Raw genomic sequence first — 15,850 nt, 5'->3', positions numbered from 1 at the left:
CGGCGCCGTCAGGCCGTCGGTTGCGGGCGGCGCAGCACGTAGCCGACGCCGCGCACGGTGTGGATCAACTTGACCCCGCCGACGTCGAGTTCGACCTTGCGCCGCAGGTAGCTGATGTAGGACTCGACGATGCTCAGGTCGCCGCCGAAGTCGTACTGCCAGACGTGGTCCAGGATCTGGGTCTTGGACACCACCCGGCCGGTGTTGAGCATCAGGTAGCGCAGCAGCTTGAACTCGGTGGGCGAGAGCAGTACCGGTCGGCCGCCGCGCAGCACCTCGTGGCCGTCCGGGTCGAGTTCGAGGTCGGCGATCACGATCCGGTTCGAGGGCGTCGGCACGCCGGCGCCGCCGTCCACCCGGCGCAGCACCGCCTGGATCCGGGCGATCAACTCCTCCAGGCTGAAGGGCTTGGTGACGTAGTCGTCCCCACCCAGGGTCAATCCGGTGATCTTGTCCTTGGTGGTGTCCTTCGCGGTCAGGAACAGCACCGGCAGGTGGGTTCCGTCGGCGCGCAGCCGGCGCACCACCTCGAAGCCGTCCAGGTCCGGCAACATCACGTCGAGCACGACCAGATTCGGCCGGCAACGCGCCACCGCCGCCAACGCGTCCGCGCCGTCCGCCGCCGAGTCGACCTCGAATCCGGCGAAGCGCAGGCTGGCGGACAGGAGTTCGCGGATGTTGGGCTCGTCGTCGACGACCAGCAGGCGGGCCCGGGCGCCGACCTCGACGGGCGTGGCCACCTCAGCCCGCTCCGCCGGTGCCGGCGGCCCCGGGACGCGCGACCGCGCCGGTGCCCTCGGTGACCGAGGTGGCGGTCACCGAGCCGTCGGCGCCGGTGGCACCGCGCACCACGACGGCGTCGCCGGGCTTGAGGTCGACGGTCCTGCCGTCGCGGACGACCTGAATCTTGGTACCGGCGTCGGTTTTCACCTTGACGATGTTGCCGGCTGAATCTGAGACGTAGATGAAAGAGTCGTCCACAACCTTCACGGTGCCGGTGGTGAGGTCCGCGGCGGCGCCGGTGCGGGCGGTGCCGGGTTGGCCGCCGGCCGTGGTCGCGCCGGCTCCCGCCGCGCGGGCGCCGTACGGGTTCGCACCCGATGCGGCGCCGGCGGCGGGGCCGGCGGCCCGGGTCGTGCCGCCGGCATGGTCCTTCTGCACCTCGACGCCGGCCAGGAAGCCGATCGAGGCGAACACGCCCGCGCCCAGGGCCAGGGTGAGCATGGGCAGCCTGCGCCGGGGTGGGGCGGCGAGTTCGGCGGCGACGTCGCGCGCGGCCGGCGGTCGGCCCAGGATCTCCTCCGGCGACTCGTCGCGATGGGCGTCGTCGCCGACTTCCGCCTCGGTTCGGAAGCCGGCGACGAACCCGGTCTCGGCCGCGGGATCGGCGGAACCGGCCTCGGCAGGCCCGGAATCGGGCCGCGGCTCGTCGGGGGTGGCGTGTGGCGGCCGGGTGTCGGGCCGGCCGGCGTGCTGCTGGGGCGTCATGGTCGCGGGTCTCCTCCAAAGGACACGGGAACGGCGGGGGATCGTTCGGCCCGCGAATACGACGGGGAGCGTTCGGGCCGCGGGTACGGCTATTCGTGCCGGAGCGCCTCGATCGGTCGCAGTGCCGCGGCGCGCGCGGCCGGGTAGCCGCCGAAGAACAGGCCGATCGCCACCGATACGGCGAACGAACCGAGCACCGAACTCGGCACCACGACCGGTTTGATCCCGACCACCTCGAAGCGCGCCGCGAACAGCCCGGCGGCCACGCCCAGTCCGCCGCCGAGCACGGACAGCAGGGTCGACTCGGCGAGGAACTGGCCCAGGATCGCGCCGCGTGGGGCACCGATCGCCTTGCGGATGCCGATCTCGCGGGTGTGTTCGGCGACGGTCACCAGCATGATGTTGGTGATCCCGATCCCACCGACCAGCAGCGAGATCGCCGCGACCGCGGCGAGCAGCACGGTGAAGGTCTTGTCGGCCTCGTCGTTCGCGCTCAGCAGCGACTGCTGATTGGTGATCCGGAAGTCGCTCTGCGCGGAACCGGTGATCCGGTGCCGGTTGTTCAGGATCGAGGTGACCTCGTCCTGGGCGAGCACGGTGTCGGCGGCGGAGGTGGCTCGGATCGCGATCGAGGACAACGAGCCGTAGCCGGTCAGGCTGTCGCGCATCGTGGTCACCGGCATCACGATGGTGTCGTCGGAGTCCGCCGCGCCGTTGCCGCCCTTGGTCCGCAGAACGCCGGCGACCCGAAACGGGATGCCGCCGATCAGGATCTCCTTGTCGATCGCGTCCTCGGTGCCGAACACGTTCTCCACCGTGGTGCTGCCCAACACGGCGACCTTGCGGCGGGCGGTCACGTCCTCGGTGCCGAACAGGCTGCCCCGGGCGAGGTCGTGGTTGGTCGTGTCGAACCAGTCGGGTGTGGTGCCGACGATCTGGGACACGGTCACCGACTGGCCGGCGTAGGTGATGCTCTGCGACGTGGTCTGCACCGGCGCGGCCGACCGCACGTGCGGGGCCGAGGTCTTGTCGACGAGCGCCTGGGCGTCGTCCGGTGTGAGGTCCTTGAGCGCGCCGCCCTGCCCGGCCGCGCCGAACCGCCCGCCGCCCGCGGTGTGCGAGACGGTCAGCAGGTTGGTGCCCAGGCGTTGGATCGATTCCTGGACGGACTTGGACGAGCCGTTGCCGACGGCGACCAGCAGGATCACCGCGCCGACGCCGATCAGTACGCCGAGCATGGTCAGCGCGGTGCGGATCTTGTTGGCGGCCAGGCCCAGGACGGCGAAGCGCAGTACCTCGACGGGGTTCACCGGCGGGCCCCCTCGTCGAGCGGAACGGGTCGCGGCGGCGCGCCGGATGCGGACGTCGACGCCGGTGTCCGGGTGCGGCGGTGGTCGCCGACCACCAGGCCGTCGACCAGGCGCAGCACCCGCTCGGCGCGCGCGGCCACCTCGTCCTCGTGGGTGATGATCACGATCGTGCGTCCGGCGTCGTGCAACCGGTCCAGGATGCCGAGCACGTCCGCGGTGCTGTGGCTGTCCAGGTTGCCGGTCGGCTCGTCGGCCAGCAGCAGCGCCGGTGCGGTGACCAACGCCCGGGCCAGCGCGACGCGTTGTTGTTGGCCGCCGGAGAGTTCGTTGGGCGCGTGGTCGGTGCGGTCGGCCAGGCCGACCAGTTCCAGCGCGGCCAGTGCGCGGCGCCGACGCTCGCGGGCGCGCACGCCGGCGTAGGAGAGCGGCAGTTCGACCTGGGCGAGCGCGCTGGTGCGCGGGATCAGGTTGAAGGACTGGAAGACGAAGCCGATCCGGCGGTTGCGGACCAGCGCGAGTTGCCGCTCGTCCAGTCGGCCGACGTCGAGATCGTCCAGCAGGTAGCGGCCCGAGGTGGGCACGTCCAGGCAGCCGAGCAGGTTCATCAGGGTGGATTTGCCGGAGCCCGAACTGCCCATGATGGCGACGTATTCGCCGCTCTCGATGGTCAGGTCGACGCCGCGCAGCGCGTGCACCGAGGCGGCGCCGCGGCCGTACGACTTGGTCGCCGCGCGTACGTCGATCACCGGCGCGGGGCGGGGCGGCTGCGGCCCGGTCATCGCGAGCCGCCGCGCGGGTTGCCGCCGCCGGCCGCGCCGCCGCCGGTGCCGGTGCCGCCGCCGGGGAAGTTGCCGATACCGGGCGCGGGCAGGCCGCCGCCGGCTGTGCCGCCTCGGCCGGACTGGCCGGAACGCCCCGACGTGGAGCCGGTGGTGCCGGTCGCGGCGACGGTGCCGATCACGATCCGGTCGCCCTCGGCCAGGCCGGAGACGATCTGGGTGCTCTGGTCGCCGACCACGCCCGCGGTCACCGTGCGGCGCTGCTCGACCCCGTCGACCAGGACCCGTACCGAGGCGGTGGCACCGGTGCCGGTGACCGCGGCGGAGGGCACCTGCAACGTGTTGTCGGCCGCCGCGACGACCACCGAGATGTTCGCGGTCTGTCCGGTGCGCAGCGCGGACACGTCACCCTCCAGCGCGATCGTCGCGCCGTACTTGACCGAACCCGACGTCGCGCCGCTGTCCGGCAGCGGATTCACGCTGACCACCTTGGCGTTCAGCCGGATCGCGGAATTCACGTTGAGCGTCACGGTGGCCGGTTGACCGGCCTTGACCTTGGCGGCGTCGGCCTCCGGGAAGGACACCCGGGTTTCCATGCCGGTCGGGTTGGCGATCACCACGAAGCCGGTCACGGCGGTGCTCGAGGACGAGGTGGACGAGCCGCCCTGGCCGCCGGACCCACCGGATGTGCCCGACCCGCTCGATCCGCTCGCGGAACCCGTCGCGGAGACGGTGTCGCCGACCTTGCCGGAGACCGCTGCCACGATGCCGGCCGACGGCGCCTTGAGCACGCAGCCGTCCAGGGCGCGTTGGGCGTCGGCGACCTTGTTGTTCGCCGCGATCAGGGCCGACTCGGCCTGGCTCACCGCCGCCGCGTCGACCGTCGTGCTCGGCGACGGGGTGGCCGGCGGGGTCTTGGTGACGGTGACGGTGATGGTCGGGTGCGGCTGGGTGACGGGGGGCGACGTGGTCCGGGGCGGCGCCGGCGTGGACGTGGCGGTGGGCACAGCGTCGGTGCCTCGGCTCGGGGCGGCGCCGCCGGTCGAGCCGCGCAGGACCGTGTTCTGGGCGTCCGTGCCCTGATTGCCACCGCCACTGCCGTTGCCGCCGCCGCCGTTCTGCTGGACCGGGGTGCCCGCTCGGGCCTTGGTCAGATTCGCCTGGGCCACCGTGACGGCCGCCTTCGCCGCCTCCAGCGCCTCCCGCGCCTGGGTCGGGTCGACCTGCGCGAGGACCTGGCCGGCGGTGACGGTGTCGCCGACCTTGACCGCGACGGTGGTGACCCGGCCGGCGGCGGTGAAGCCGACGCCCACATCCGAGGGCGAGGTCAACGACCCCGCTGCGGAAACCGTGGCCAGCACGGTGCCCCTGGTCACCGTGCCGGTGCGCGTCCTGGTCGTACCGGAGGATCCACCACCGTCGTCCACGGCCGCGTAGGCGAAGCCGGCGCCGGTCACCATCGCGGTGGCCAGGGCCAGGTTGATCAGGACCGACTTCCGTCGGAGTCGTACACGCCTCATGGCCGCACAGCCTGGTCCGGGCACGTCCCCGAAGACTGTCCGGCGCCTGGGAGTCGACTGGGAGCATGAGCTCGGCACAGAGGTCGCGACAGGCGTGCAGAACCATCGAAATCGCGCCCGATCACGCCAAATCGCGCGCCGGCCCGGCCGGTCCGGCCCCGATCCGGGGTGGGGCTCCCAGGGAACTCCCAGGCGACGCGCGGGCGGCGATCACCCCGCCGTGCTTGAGTCCGGGGGGATGGGCGGTGCGCCGTCCGGCGCCGACCCCGAGGCTCGTGGGAAGGACGTCATGACGAGGTACCCGGGTCGACCGGCGTGGACCACGACGCTGCTGCCGGTGACCGCCTCGGCACTCGTGCTGTTGCTGGCCGGATGTGGGGGGAGCGGCAACGAGAGCACGAGTGCCTCGGCCCCGTCGAGCGCGGCAAGCGGTGGTGGGGACGCCGGCAAGGCGTACACCGACTGCCTGCGTGCGAACGGGGTCGAGGTACCGACGGGTCGACCGGACGGCGGCAACCGTCCCCCGGGCGCGGGTCGCCCGACCAGCCGCCCGTCCGGTCGCCCGTCGGCCCGCCCGAGCCGACCGGCCGGTGAACGGCCCACCGGGTTCCCGAGCGCTCGGCCCGACCCGCGCTCGACGGATCCGGCGTATCGCAAGGCCGAGGAGGCGTGCGCGAAGCTGCGCCCCTCGCGGGGGCCGGGCGGCGGTACGGCCGGCCCCCGGCGCGCCGGCAACTCGGCCGCCGAGGCGTTCGCGGGTTGCCTCAAGGACCATCGGGTCGAGCTGCCGGCCGGTGGGGCCGCCGCACTGGACCGGTCCGACCCCAAGGTCGCCGAGGCGCTGAAGACCTGCGAGGCCCTGCTGCCCTCGGCCCCGGCGGCACCCGCGGGCACACCCACGGCGGCGCCGACGACGTGAGCGCGGGGCCGCCGTGAGCGGGTCGCGAGCCACACGGTGGTACGCGGTCGCGGGTCTGGATGTCCCCGACGGTAGCGATCCCGACGGACGGGGCATTCGGTAGAGCCGCGTGTGATCGGTGCCGGACGCCCCGGTCCGAAGCGATGAGTTCTTCGGGCCGCCCCGGTCCACCTCTACACAGGCGATATCGCGATCCGTACGGCGATCGACCCACTGGAGAGTGACCAGTCATGCTCACGACCGATTTTGCCCCCGGCGCCCCGATCTGGATCGACCTCGGGGTGCCCGACATTCCGGCGGCCGGCGCGTTCTACGGCGACCTGTTCGGATGGGACCTGGAGATCACCGGCCCGGAGACCGGCGGCTACGCGATCCTGCGCAAGGGCGGCAAGAGCGTCGCCGCGCTCGCCCCGCTGATGGACGTGAGCGCGGCCCCCGCGTGGTCCGTCTACTTCCGCACCCCGAACGCCGACGCCACCACCAAGGCGGTCGAGCAGGCCGGCGGCCGGGTGCTGCTCCCGCCGATGGACGTCATGGACATGGGCCGGATGGCCGGGTACGCCGACTCCACCGGCGTGGGCTTCATGGTGTGGCAGCAGGGCACGAACAAGGGCCTGGAACTGGTCCAGGACGTCGGCGCGCTGTGTTGGACCGAGCTGTACACCCCGGACCGGGTCGCGGCCACCGGCTTCTACCACTCGGTCTTCGGCTGGAACTACCAGGACTTCCCCTCGCCCGCCGGCGTCTACAGCCTCGCCTACCCGGGCGAGGACGTGGACGCCATGCAGGGCGGCGTGATGGAGGTCGACCCCGGACAGACCGCCCCGCAGTGGCAGATCTACCTCGGCGTCGACGACTGCGACGCGTCGTTCGCCCGGGCGATCGAGCTCGGCGGGACCGAGCTGATGGCGCCCTACGACATCCCGGACGTCGGCCGGATCGCGATGCTGGCCGACCCCTTCGGCGCCCGCTTCGCGGTGATCAAGGGCATCCCGCCGGCCCGGTGAGCCGGCGGTCGCGGGCGCCGACCCGATCGGGTGACGCGAGTCGCCCGGTCGGGCCGTTTCGGTCGGTGCGCGGTCCCGGCCCGTGTCACGTTCACGGGATGAGAGTCGAAGTCAGACACGGTCCCGCGTTCGCCGCCGCCCGCTGCCGGCTCGATCCGGGCGAGGCGATGCGGGCCGAATCCGGCGCGATGATGGCGCACAGCGCGGGCGTGGACATCTCCGCCAAGGTCGAGGGCGGCATCATCCGCGGGCTCAAGCGCAGTGTGCTCGGCGGCGAGTCGTTCTTTCAGACCACGTTCACCGCACCCGCCCAGGGCGGCTGGGTCGACGTGGCCACCGCGCTGCCCGGCGACATCGCCAATGTCACGCTGACCCCCGAGGTGCCCGAGTTCCTGCTGACTCGGACCAGTTGGTTGGCCAACTCCGCCGGCGTGCGGATCGACACCCGCTGGGGCGGCCTGCGCAACCTGGTCGGCGGCGAGGGCGGCTTCCTGGTGCACGCGTCCGGCCAGGGCGAGGTGATCATGGGCTGCTACGGCGCGCTGGACGTGCTCGACCTGGAGGCGGGAGAGCAGGTCGTGGTGGACACCGGCCATGTGGTCGCGTACTCGCCCACGATCACCTTCACCACCCGCCGGGCCGCGCGCGGGCGGACCATCGCGTCGGTCACCTCCGGCGAGGGCCTGGTCTTCGACTTCACCGGCCCGGGCCGAGTGCTCATGCAGACCCGCAACCTCTCCGCCTTCGCCGACTTCGTCACCGGCCTGCCGGGCGTACGCGGCTGATCCGCCGCGCCCGGGAGCCCCGGGAGTGTCTTCAATCGTTCGCGCGGTGCGCGCCCGGGGTGTGTCCGAACGCGCGGCGGAACACGTCGATGAAGGCGCTCGCCGAGGACCAGCCGCAGCGGTGCGCGACGGCGGTCACCGGTACGTCCTCGGCGAGCAGGCACAGCGCGTGGTGCAGGCGCAACTGGGTGCGCCACTGCGGAAACGTCATGCCCAGCTCGGCGGCGAACAGCCGGGTCAGCGTGCGCTCGCCGGCTCCCGCCGCCGCGCCCAGCGCGGCGAGTGTGCGCCGATCGGCGGGATCGGCCCGCAGCAGCTCGCACACCGCGACCAGCCGCGGATCCCGCCCGACGGGCAGGTGCAGCGCCTGCTGCGGGGTGTGTCGAAGCTGGTCCAGGAGCACCGCCAGGATCCGCGAGCCCTCGTCGGTGCCCTCGAGTTCGGGCCGGCTGTAGGCGATGATCAACTCGCGCAGCAGCGGACCGACCGCGAGCACGGCGGGCCGCTCCGGGGCCGGCGGGTCGGCGTCGGCCGGGATGCCCACCGCGTGCAGGACCGTCCGCCCGTGCGCGCGATGCCGGTGCACGGTGCCCGCCGGGATCCACAACGCGCGCGTGGGCGGCGCGACCCAGCTCCCGGCGTCGGTGGCCACCGACAACACGCCGCGACCGGCGTAGACGATCTGGTGCACGTCGTGTCGATGCGCGGTCACCTCACCGCCCGCGGCCAGGTGCCGGGTGGTCGTGATCGCCCCGGCTCGCGGCTGGGCGGGGGATTGGCTGGAGATCGGCATCATTCGGCAGATTATCGGAAGCCCGCCGCAGCCGCCGGCTTCGATCATCGACAGGTGAGCAATCCCGTACCCACCGAACACTCCGCCGCCCGCGAAGGCTCCGGCGTCGCCGAGCCGTCTACCCCGGTGACCGCCGCCGATCGCCGCGCCATCCCGATGATGGCGATCGGCCACGCCACCGTGGACTTCTACCAGGGCGTGGTGCCCTGTCTGGTCCCGTTCCTGGTGGCCGAACGGCACTACGGCTACGTCGCCGCCTCCGGCATCGTGTTGGCCGCCACCCTGCTGTCCTCGATCGTGCAGCCGCTGTTCGGCGCGCTCACCGACCGCTGGACCATGCCGTGGCTGATCCCGGTCAGCACGACCGGCGCGGGCCTGGGCATCGCGCTGGCCGGGCCCGCCGACTCGTACCCGCTCACCTGGCTCGCCATCGCGCTGTCCGGAATGGGCGTCGCCGCCTACCACCCGGAGTCGGCCCGGCTGGCCCGGGTGGCCTGCCGGGGCAGCCACGTCGCGATGGGCTGGTACTCGCTCGGCGGCAACATCGGCTTCGCGCTCGCGCCGATCGTCGCCTCGCCGATCCTGTCCGCGGGCGGCCTGAGCGCCACCCCGTGGCTGTTGTTGCCCGCGGTCGCCGGGGTCCTGGTGACCGCGTCGGTGATCCGCCGGTTGGCCCGACACGCGGCCGCGACCCGTGCCTTCGCCGGTCCGCGCCGATCGGACGACTGGTCCGGCTTCGCCCGGCTGTCCGCCGTCATCGTCTGCCGCTCGATCGTCTTCATCGGCTTGAGCACCTTCATCGCGCTGTACGCCGAACACCACACCGCCGGCGGCTCGACGGCCGGCTCCATCGCCCTGTTCACCCTCTTCGCGGGCGGCGCGATCGGCACCGTGCTGGGTGGCCGACTGGCCGCGCGCCTGGGCCGGGTCCGCACCCTGCGCGGCGCGTACGCGGCCTCCGTCCCGGCCACCGCCGGCATCGTGGCGGCCCCCGGGCCGGGCCTGTACGTCTTCGCAGCGGCCGCCGCGATCGCCCTTTACATCCCGTTCTCGCTGCACGTCACCCTCGGCCAGGACTACCTGCCCAACCGGGTCGGCACCGCGAGCGGCGTCACCCTGGGGCTGGCCGTCAGCATCGGCGGCGTGGCCACCCCCGCGATCGGCGCGCTCGCCGAACTCACCACCCTGCGCGTGGCGCTGACCCCACTGATCGCGCTGTGCGCGCTCGCCTGGTTCCTGTCCCGGAGCCTGACCGACCCCGAGCCGCAGGCCCCGCGCAGCACCCCGACGCCGGTCGCGAAGGAGTAGGTCCGGCGGCTTGTGGGGACCCGGATGATCATGATCCTTCGTGCCCTGGCCCTCGACTTCGGCGACACCCTGGCCGTTCCCGGGCCCGATCCGGACGGCCGCACGGTGGTCGAAGTGTTGCGCGGGATGCCCGGTACCGACATCCCCGACACGTTCGCCGCCGCCTTCGACCACGTGCATCGCATCACCCGCGCGGGCGACCGGGTCCGGGACGAACACACCTCGTTCGCGGACGAGATCCGGCACGCCGCCGCCCGGTGCGGGGCGCGCGTGCCGGACCCCGAGGCGGTCGCCGGGCCGGTCTTCGAACGTGTCCCCGACTCGCGGGTCATCGGCCGGGCGGCCGAGGCGTTGCGGCACATCCGTGCCCGCCGCGACCTGGTGTGCGTGCTCGCGTGCGACACCCAGCGCCCCGAGGCGGTGCGCCGGCGCACGTTGGCCCGGGCGGGCATCGAGGCATGCTTCGACGCCGTCGTCCTGTCCTGCACGATCGGCCTGCGCAAACCGCACCCGGACTTCTACGCCGAGGTCGAGCGCGCGTGCGGCGGCGTCGCGCGCGAGCAGATCATGTTCGTCGGGAACACCCCGAGCAAGGACGCCACCGCCCCGCACCTGTACGGCATGCAGGCGGTGTTGGTCGCGCCGACCGGACGCCCCGCCGGCCTGGCCGAAGAGATCGGGGTGATCGGCCACTTCGCCGACCTCCCCGACTACCTCGATCGGGCCGTCCCGGACGCAGCGGCCCCGGGGGGAATCAGCCCCGGATCTCGGCCACCCGCTCGACGTTGAGCACGTCGGCGATGTCCTGGCTCTCGGCCGTGTCGAACCACGCGTCCAGGATCTCGACCAGCATCGGCCCCGAGGTCAGCCGCAGGCTCAGCGCGAGCACGTTGGCGTGGTTCCAGCGCCGCGCGCCGGCCGCCGTGGCCGCGTCCGTGCACAGCGCCGCCCGGATCCCGTCCACCTTGTTCGCCGAGATCGAGGCGCCCGTACCGGTCCAGCAGCACACGATCGCCTGATCGGCCCGACCCGCCGTCACCTCCCGCGCGGCGGCCGCGCTCACCGGCGCCCAGTCGTCGGCGAACTCCGGCCGGTGTGCGGGGTCGAAGGCGCCGAAGGGCAGCACCTCGTGCCCGCGCTTGCGCAGTTCGTCGGCGAGGTAGACGCCACAGCCCTTGATCCGGTCGGCCGAGATCGCGATGCGCATCGGACACTCCTTGGTCGGTGCATTGTCGGTGTGGGGTGTGAGACTGGAAAGCATGGTCCCCACGGACACTCTGCACGTGACCCGACACACCTCCGCGTTCGGGTCGATGGAGACGGTGTTCGGGCCCGCGCATCCCGCGCTCGCGCCGCTGATCGGGGGTTACCTCGGCTACGACGAGCACACCCTCGCACCGCTGCGCCGCCGTGAGCCGGCGACCGGCTCGATCACCGTGATCATCGGCTTCGCCCCGGTGCGGGTGTGGTCGCCCCGCGACGCGCGCTACGGACCGGGCAGCACCGGCTCGTTCGTGGCCGGCCTGCACGACGGGCCCGCGATGGTGGAGCACGACGGTCACCAGGCCGGCATCCAACTCGACCTTACCCCGCTCGGCGCCTACACGTTGCTGGGTCTGCCGCTCGCGGAGATCGCCGACCGGGCCGTGCACCTCGACGACCTGCCCGGGTGGGACGTGGGCGCGCTGGTCGACCGGTTGCGGTCCGCTCCCGACTGGTCCGCGCGGTTCGCGCAGTTGGACGAGATCCTGTTGCGTCGGCGCGAGCGGGGTCCGGTGGCGCTGCCCGAGGTGGTCCGCTGTTGGGAGCTGATGACGGCCAGTGCGGGCCGGATCGAGATCACCGCGCTGGCCCGGGAGACCGGTTGGAGCCGGCGCCACCTCGGCGCGCGTTTTCGCGAGACGGTCGGCCTGCCCCCCAAGACGGTGGCCCGGCTGTTGCGGTTCGAGCATGCGATCGCACAACTCGACGGTCCGCCGCGCGGCCTGGCGCAGATCGCCACCGAGGCGGGCTACTACGACCAGGCGCACTTCAACCGCGACTTCAAGGCGCTCGCCGGCTGCACTCCAGGTGCCTACCTGGCCGCCCGGATGCCCGCCGGGGGCGGCCTCCTGGCCTGACCGGCGCCGGTGCCGTCGTTCCCGTTTATCCAATACCGCGCGAGGTCACTCGCCGAAGACTGGCATCGACCACCCGGCAGGCAGCGGAAGCGACACACCGCAGCCGAGGGCGTCCGGTGGCATTCGGCGACATCCGGCCTCAAGGAGCGCACCATGAGCGACAAGACCCTGGTTTCCGACCTGATCCCGACACTGCGCTACAACGACGCGACGGCGGCGATCACCTTCCTGGAGAACGCGTTCGGGATGAGCACGGTCATGGTGGTTCCCGGTGACGGCGACACGGTGATGCACGCGGAGCTGACGATGGGCAACGGCATGATCATGCTCGGCACCAACCTGCCCGAGGGCTGCGGCGAGCAACTGCGCTGGCCGGTCGGCGGCTCGGCCGTCTACGCGATCGTGGACGGCGATGTGGACGCGCACTGTGCCCGGGCGGTGGCGGCGGGCGCGACCGTGGTGCGCGAGCCGAAGGACGAGGACTACGGCGGTCGCGGCTACACCGTGCGCGACCCGGAGGGCAACCTGTGGAGCTTCGGCACGTACCGCCCGCAGGTCTGACCCGTCGGCACGGTTGGGCCGGTGGGTTTCGGCGGCGACACGGGGCGCCGCTCGGACCGCACCGGCCGAACCGTGCTCAGCCCTCGTGCGCGGCGAGGTAGCGGTCCACCTTCGCTCGTTCGTAGGCGTACACCGGCTCGATCGGGCCGACCGGCACGAAGGTCGCCGTCGCGCAGTCCTCGTACAGGTCCACCCGGGTGTAGCCGACGCCCGCGACCCCCTGGTAGGTGCCGGCCGGCGGGAACACGTCGGCGCGGTAGGCGACGGCCGGCGCCGCCCACACCGGCACCCCGGCCAGCACACCGCAGGTCGCGTGGTGGTTGTGGCCGGTCAGCACGATCCGCACGTCGGTCCCGGCGATCACCGCGCCCAGCCGGGCCGGGTCGCGCAGCGAGAGTCGTTCCAGGAACGCGAGCGGCGTGGGAATCGGCGGGTGATGCAGGCCCAGTACCGTGCCGCCGGCCGCCGGTGTGGCCAACTCGGCGCGCAGCCACTGCAACTGATCTTCCGTCAGATCGCCGGAGTGACTGCCGGGCGTGGTGCTGTCCAGCATGATCACCCGTACCTCGCCGGCCGTGTGCACGAAGTCGTGCGGTTCGGTGGACGCGGGTGTGCCGAGCAGCCCCTCGCGAAACGCCGCGCGATCGTCGTGGTTGCCCATCGCGTAAAGCGCCGGCGCGCCGATCCGCGGTCCGGCCTCGGCCAACAGCGCCCGCAGTCGTCGATAGGCGCGCACGTCGCCCGTGTCCGCGAGGTCGCCGGTGAACAGGAGGGCGGTGGGTGCCGGCTCGGTCTCCTCGACCGCCGCGAGCGCCTGCCGCAACTGTTCGGTGGTATCCAGCCGGTCGAGCAGCAGCTCGCCCTCCGGGACCAGGTGCACGTCGCTGAACTGGACCAGCGTGTGGCGCGGGATACGCACGGCAATCCTCCTGCGGGCAGGGTGACGAGACACGTGTCACCCGGGGAGGCACAGTCCACCGTCGATAGACGACAAGGTCAAGCACTTCTCCGGCCGACCTGCCGCCGATCCGATCGAACGCACGGGCTAGCGTCTTCCCGTGGAGATCAAGACTCTGGGGTACGACCACCCCGACGTGCGCAAGTTGGTCGCGGATGTGCAGCAGGAATACGTGGTGCGGTACGGCGACCCCGACGAGTCGGCCGTCGATCCGGCCGACTTCCTGCCGCCGGAGGGCCTGTTCTGCGTGGCCTACCAGGACGGCACCCCGGTCGCCAGCGGCGGCTGGCGGGCCCGAGGCGCCGCGGACGACGATCCGAGCCTGCGGACGGGCGACGCCGAACTCAAGCGCATGTACGTGGTGCCGCACGCGCGCGGGCGCGGCCTGTCCCGGGTGATGCTCGCGCACCTGGAGGACTCCGCCCGGGCGGCCGGGCGACTGCGACTGGTCCTGGAGACCGGCGACAAGCAGCCCGAGGCCATCGCGCTGTACCGCTCGTGCGGCTACACGCCGATGGCCGGGTTCGGGTACTACAAGGACTACGAGAGCAGTCTGTGCTTCGCGAAGGTGCTCTGACCGGCACCGCCACGACGTGGCCCGCAGCGCCGCGACGCGTCGACGGGGCCGGTGCCGGGATCGATCCCGGCACCGCCCCCTCGGCCGTCAGTGCTCGACGTCCGACCCGGCCGTGCGCGCGCCGCGCAACATGAACCAGGACGCGATCGCCGCCGTGAGCAGGACCGCGGCGCCCGCGCCGGCCGCGATCCGCAGGCCCTCCAGGAACGCGTCGTTCGCCGACTGGGTCAGGTCCGCCGCCACCGGACCGTGCACCGTCCCGGCCGCCTCCGCGGCACCCGCGAGCGACTCGCGCGCACCGGAGGCCGCGTCCGAGGAGACGCCCTCGGGGATGGCCACGTGCCCCCGGTAGATCCCGGTGACCACCGAACCAAGCAGCGCGATGCCCAGCGCCGCACCCAACTCGTACGCGGTCTCCGAGACCGCGGAGGCCGCGCCGGCGTTCTCCTTCGGCGCACTGCCCAGGATCAGGTCGGCGGTGACGGTGAACGAGAAGCCCGCGCCGACCCCGACCAGGAGCAACACCCCGCCCAGGTACGGATACGGCGTGTCCCGGGACAGCGCGGTCAGCGCACCCAGGGCGAGGCCGATCGCGGTCAGGCCGCTCGTCACCACCACGCGCGGGGTGAGCCGGCGTGCGGCCATGCCCGCGAGCAGACCCGAGACGATCGCCCCGACCGTGGCCGGCAGTTCGGCCAGGCCGGCCTGCAACGGGCTGCGGCCCTGGACCAGTTGCAGATACTGGGACAGGAAGAAGATCAGCCCGGACATGCCGAACACGGTGAGCAGGTCGGCGAGTACCGAACCGCTGAAGGCCCGGTTGCGGAACAGCCGCATGTCCAGGAGCGGCACCGGCAGCGACAACTGCCTACGGCCGAACCAGACCAGCGCGCCCACGCCGATCACCAGCGCCACCCACACGTCCCAGCGCAGCAGGCCGTGCGAGGCGGCCTCCTTGATCGCGTAGACGGTGGCGATCATGCCCACCAGCGACAGCGCCGCGCTGAGCATGTCCCACGGACCCGGATTCGGGTTGCGCGACTCCGGCAACATCTTGATGCCGACCACGATCAGCACCACCATCACCGGCAGATTGATCAGGAAGACCGAGCCCCACCAGAAGTGTTCGAGCAAGAAGCCGCCCACCACCGGGCCGAACGCGGCACCGGCCATCGACATCGCCCCCCACACGCCGATCGCGAAACTGCGCTCGCGGGCGTCCGGGAAGATGTTGCGCACCAGCGCGAGCGTGGACGGCATCAACGACGCACCGGCCACACCCATCGCGACGCGGGCCGCGATCAGTGCCTCGGCGCTGGGCGCGTAGGCGGCCAGCACGGACAGTGCGCCGAACGCGGCCGAACCCCACAGCAGCAGCTTCTTGCGGCCGATCCGGTCGCCCAGGGTGCCGGCGGTGACCAGCAGACCGGCGATGACGAACGAGTAGACGTCGCCGATCCACAACAACTGGGTGCCGGTCGGTTCCAGGTCCTCGCTGAGGAAGGGGATCGCCAGGCCGAGCACGGTGGCGTCGATCGCCACGAGCAGTACCGACAGGGTCAAAACACCCAGGGCGATCCAGCGGCCCGGCGCGCCCTTGGCGGAGCCGCCGGTGCCGGTATGAACGGGGGTCGAGGAGGTGGTGGGACTGGCCATGATCAGGATTCCAAGCCAAGAGACGGGTCGGCCGAGTGGATCGGCGGGAGAGTTGCGGTGGAGCGGGTG

General features: G+C 72.6%; 17 protein-coding genes. 8 read left to right on the top strand and 9 right to left on the bottom strand.

The features are described from left to right. Nucleotides 1-8: 8 nt before the first annotated feature. The 5 genes from ACFXMF_RS26680 to ACFXMF_RS26660 form a co-directional block, all read right to left on the bottom strand. Nucleotides 9-740: a response regulator transcription factor gene (locus ACFXMF_RS26680; RefSeq protein ID WP_360306005.1), complete on the bottom strand. Its 732-nt coding sequence runs from the start codon at nt 738-740 to the stop codon at nt 9-11. Between the two features lies 1 nt (nt 741). Continuing rightward, nucleotides 742-1,488, bottom strand: a complete 747-nt coding sequence (locus ACFXMF_RS26675) for a hypothetical protein (protein ID WP_360306003.1) — start codon at nt 1,486-1,488, stop codon at nt 742-744. An 89-nt stretch (nt 1,489-1,577) separates the two neighbouring features. Next, nucleotides 1,578-2,798 carry an ABC transporter permease gene (locus tag ACFXMF_RS26670; protein WP_379992640.1) on the bottom strand — a complete coding sequence of 407 codons (1,221 nt, stop codon included), beginning with the start codon at nt 2,796-2,798 and terminating at the stop codon, nt 1,578-1,580. Continuing rightward, a complete protein-coding gene (locus ACFXMF_RS26665; RefSeq protein WP_379992639.1) occupies nt 2,795-3,577 on the bottom strand; it encodes an ABC transporter ATP-binding protein in 783 nt (260 codons plus the stop codon). Before ACFXMF_RS26665 ends, ACFXMF_RS26670 begins: the two co-directional genes overlap by 4 nt. Continuing rightward, the gene (locus ACFXMF_RS26660) at nt 3,574-5,097 is read right to left on the bottom strand and encodes an efflux RND transporter periplasmic adaptor subunit (RefSeq protein WP_379992638.1); all 1,524 of its coding nucleotides are present in this window, start codon (nt 5,095-5,097) and stop codon (nt 3,574-3,576) included. The genes ACFXMF_RS26665 and ACFXMF_RS26660 overlap by 4 nt, the downstream gene beginning before the upstream one ends. 289 nt (nt 5,098-5,386) lie before the next feature. On the opposite strand from ACFXMF_RS26660, the gene ACFXMF_RS26655 reads away from it, so the two are divergent. From ACFXMF_RS26655 to ACFXMF_RS26645, 3 genes are all read left to right on the top strand, one after another. Then, nucleotides 5,387-6,016, top strand: a complete 630-nt coding sequence (locus ACFXMF_RS26655) for a hypothetical protein (protein WP_360305995.1) — start codon at nt 5,387-5,389, stop codon at nt 6,014-6,016. A 230-nt stretch (nt 6,017-6,246) separates the two neighbouring features. Then, nucleotides 6,247-7,023 (top strand): VOC family protein, encoded by a 777-nt coding sequence (locus ACFXMF_RS26650; RefSeq protein ID WP_379991521.1) that lies wholly within the window; start codon nt 6,247-6,249, stop codon nt 7,021-7,023. A gap of 98 nt (nt 7,024-7,121) precedes the next feature. Continuing rightward, nucleotides 7,122-7,808: a TIGR00266 family protein gene (locus tag ACFXMF_RS26645; RefSeq protein ID WP_360305991.1), complete on the top strand. Its 687-nt coding sequence runs from the start codon at nt 7,122-7,124 to the stop codon at nt 7,806-7,808. A 31-nt stretch (nt 7,809-7,839) separates the two neighbouring features. Here ACFXMF_RS26645 and ACFXMF_RS26640 read toward each other — a convergent pair whose 3' ends face one another. After that, entirely contained in the window at nt 7,840-8,601 is a 762-nt protein-coding gene (locus tag ACFXMF_RS26640) for an AraC family transcriptional regulator (protein WP_379991525.1), read from the bottom strand. A gap of 156 nt (nt 8,602-8,757) precedes the next feature. Here ACFXMF_RS26640 and ACFXMF_RS26635 point away from each other — a divergent pair, with 156 nt between their 5' ends. Together ACFXMF_RS26635 and ACFXMF_RS26630 are read left to right on the top strand one after the other, a co-directional pair. After that, nucleotides 8,758-9,909 (top strand): MFS transporter, encoded by a 1,152-nt coding sequence (locus tag ACFXMF_RS26635; RefSeq protein ID WP_360306443.1) that lies wholly within the window; start codon nt 8,758-8,760, stop codon nt 9,907-9,909. A gap of 30 nt (nt 9,910-9,939) precedes the next feature. Beyond that, complete coding sequence (locus ACFXMF_RS26630) at nt 9,940-10,698, top strand: HAD family hydrolase (RefSeq protein WP_380020814.1); 759 nt, start codon at nt 9,940-9,942, stop codon at nt 10,696-10,698. Here ACFXMF_RS26630 and ACFXMF_RS26625 read toward each other — a convergent pair. Further along, nucleotides 10,664-11,116, bottom strand: a complete 453-nt coding sequence (locus ACFXMF_RS26625) for an RpiB/LacA/LacB family sugar-phosphate isomerase (RefSeq protein WP_360305985.1) — start codon at nt 11,114-11,116, stop codon at nt 10,664-10,666. The genes ACFXMF_RS26630 and ACFXMF_RS26625 overlap by 35 nt on opposite strands. 52 nt (nt 11,117-11,168) lie before the next feature. Between ACFXMF_RS26625 and ACFXMF_RS26620 the strand changes: the two genes are divergently transcribed. Both ACFXMF_RS26620 and ACFXMF_RS26615 read left to right on the top strand, forming a co-directional pair. Then, nucleotides 11,169-12,029 (top strand): helix-turn-helix domain-containing protein, encoded by an 861-nt coding sequence (locus tag ACFXMF_RS26620; protein ID WP_360305983.1) that lies wholly within the window; start codon nt 11,169-11,171, stop codon nt 12,027-12,029. 153 nt (nt 12,030-12,182) lie between these two features. Continuing rightward, a complete protein-coding gene (locus ACFXMF_RS26615) occupies nt 12,183-12,590 on the top strand; it encodes a VOC family protein (RefSeq protein ID WP_360305981.1) in 408 nt (135 codons plus the stop codon). A 76-nt stretch (nt 12,591-12,666) separates the two neighbouring features. On the opposite strand, the gene ACFXMF_RS26610 is transcribed toward ACFXMF_RS26615, so the two are convergent. Next, the gene (locus ACFXMF_RS26610) at nt 12,667-13,509 is read right to left on the bottom strand and encodes a metallophosphoesterase (protein WP_379991523.1); all 843 of its coding nucleotides are present in this window, start codon (nt 13,507-13,509) and stop codon (nt 12,667-12,669) included. Nucleotides 13,510-13,648: 139 nt separating this feature from the next. Between ACFXMF_RS26610 and ACFXMF_RS26605 the strand changes: the two genes are divergently transcribed. After that, nucleotides 13,649-14,125 carry a GNAT family N-acetyltransferase gene (locus tag ACFXMF_RS26605; RefSeq protein WP_379991524.1) on the top strand — a complete coding sequence of 159 codons (477 nt, stop codon included), beginning with the start codon at nt 13,649-13,651 and terminating at the stop codon, nt 14,123-14,125. An 87-nt stretch (nt 14,126-14,212) separates the two neighbouring features. On the opposite strand, the gene ACFXMF_RS26600 is transcribed toward ACFXMF_RS26605, so the two are convergent. After that, on the bottom strand, nt 14,213-15,781 hold the full coding sequence (locus tag ACFXMF_RS26600; RefSeq protein WP_360305976.1) for an MFS transporter: 1,569 nt from the start codon (nt 15,779-15,781) through the stop codon (nt 14,213-14,215). Nucleotides 15,782-15,850 lie beyond the last annotated feature (69 nt).

Source organism: Embleya sp. NPDC059213 (assembly GCF_042754445.1).
Taxonomy (GTDB): Bacteria; Actinomycetota; Actinomycetes; order Streptomycetales; family Streptomycetaceae; genus Embleya.
Note: the sequence above shows the minus strand (reverse complement) of the source record. Positions and strands in the feature narration are given on the sequence as shown.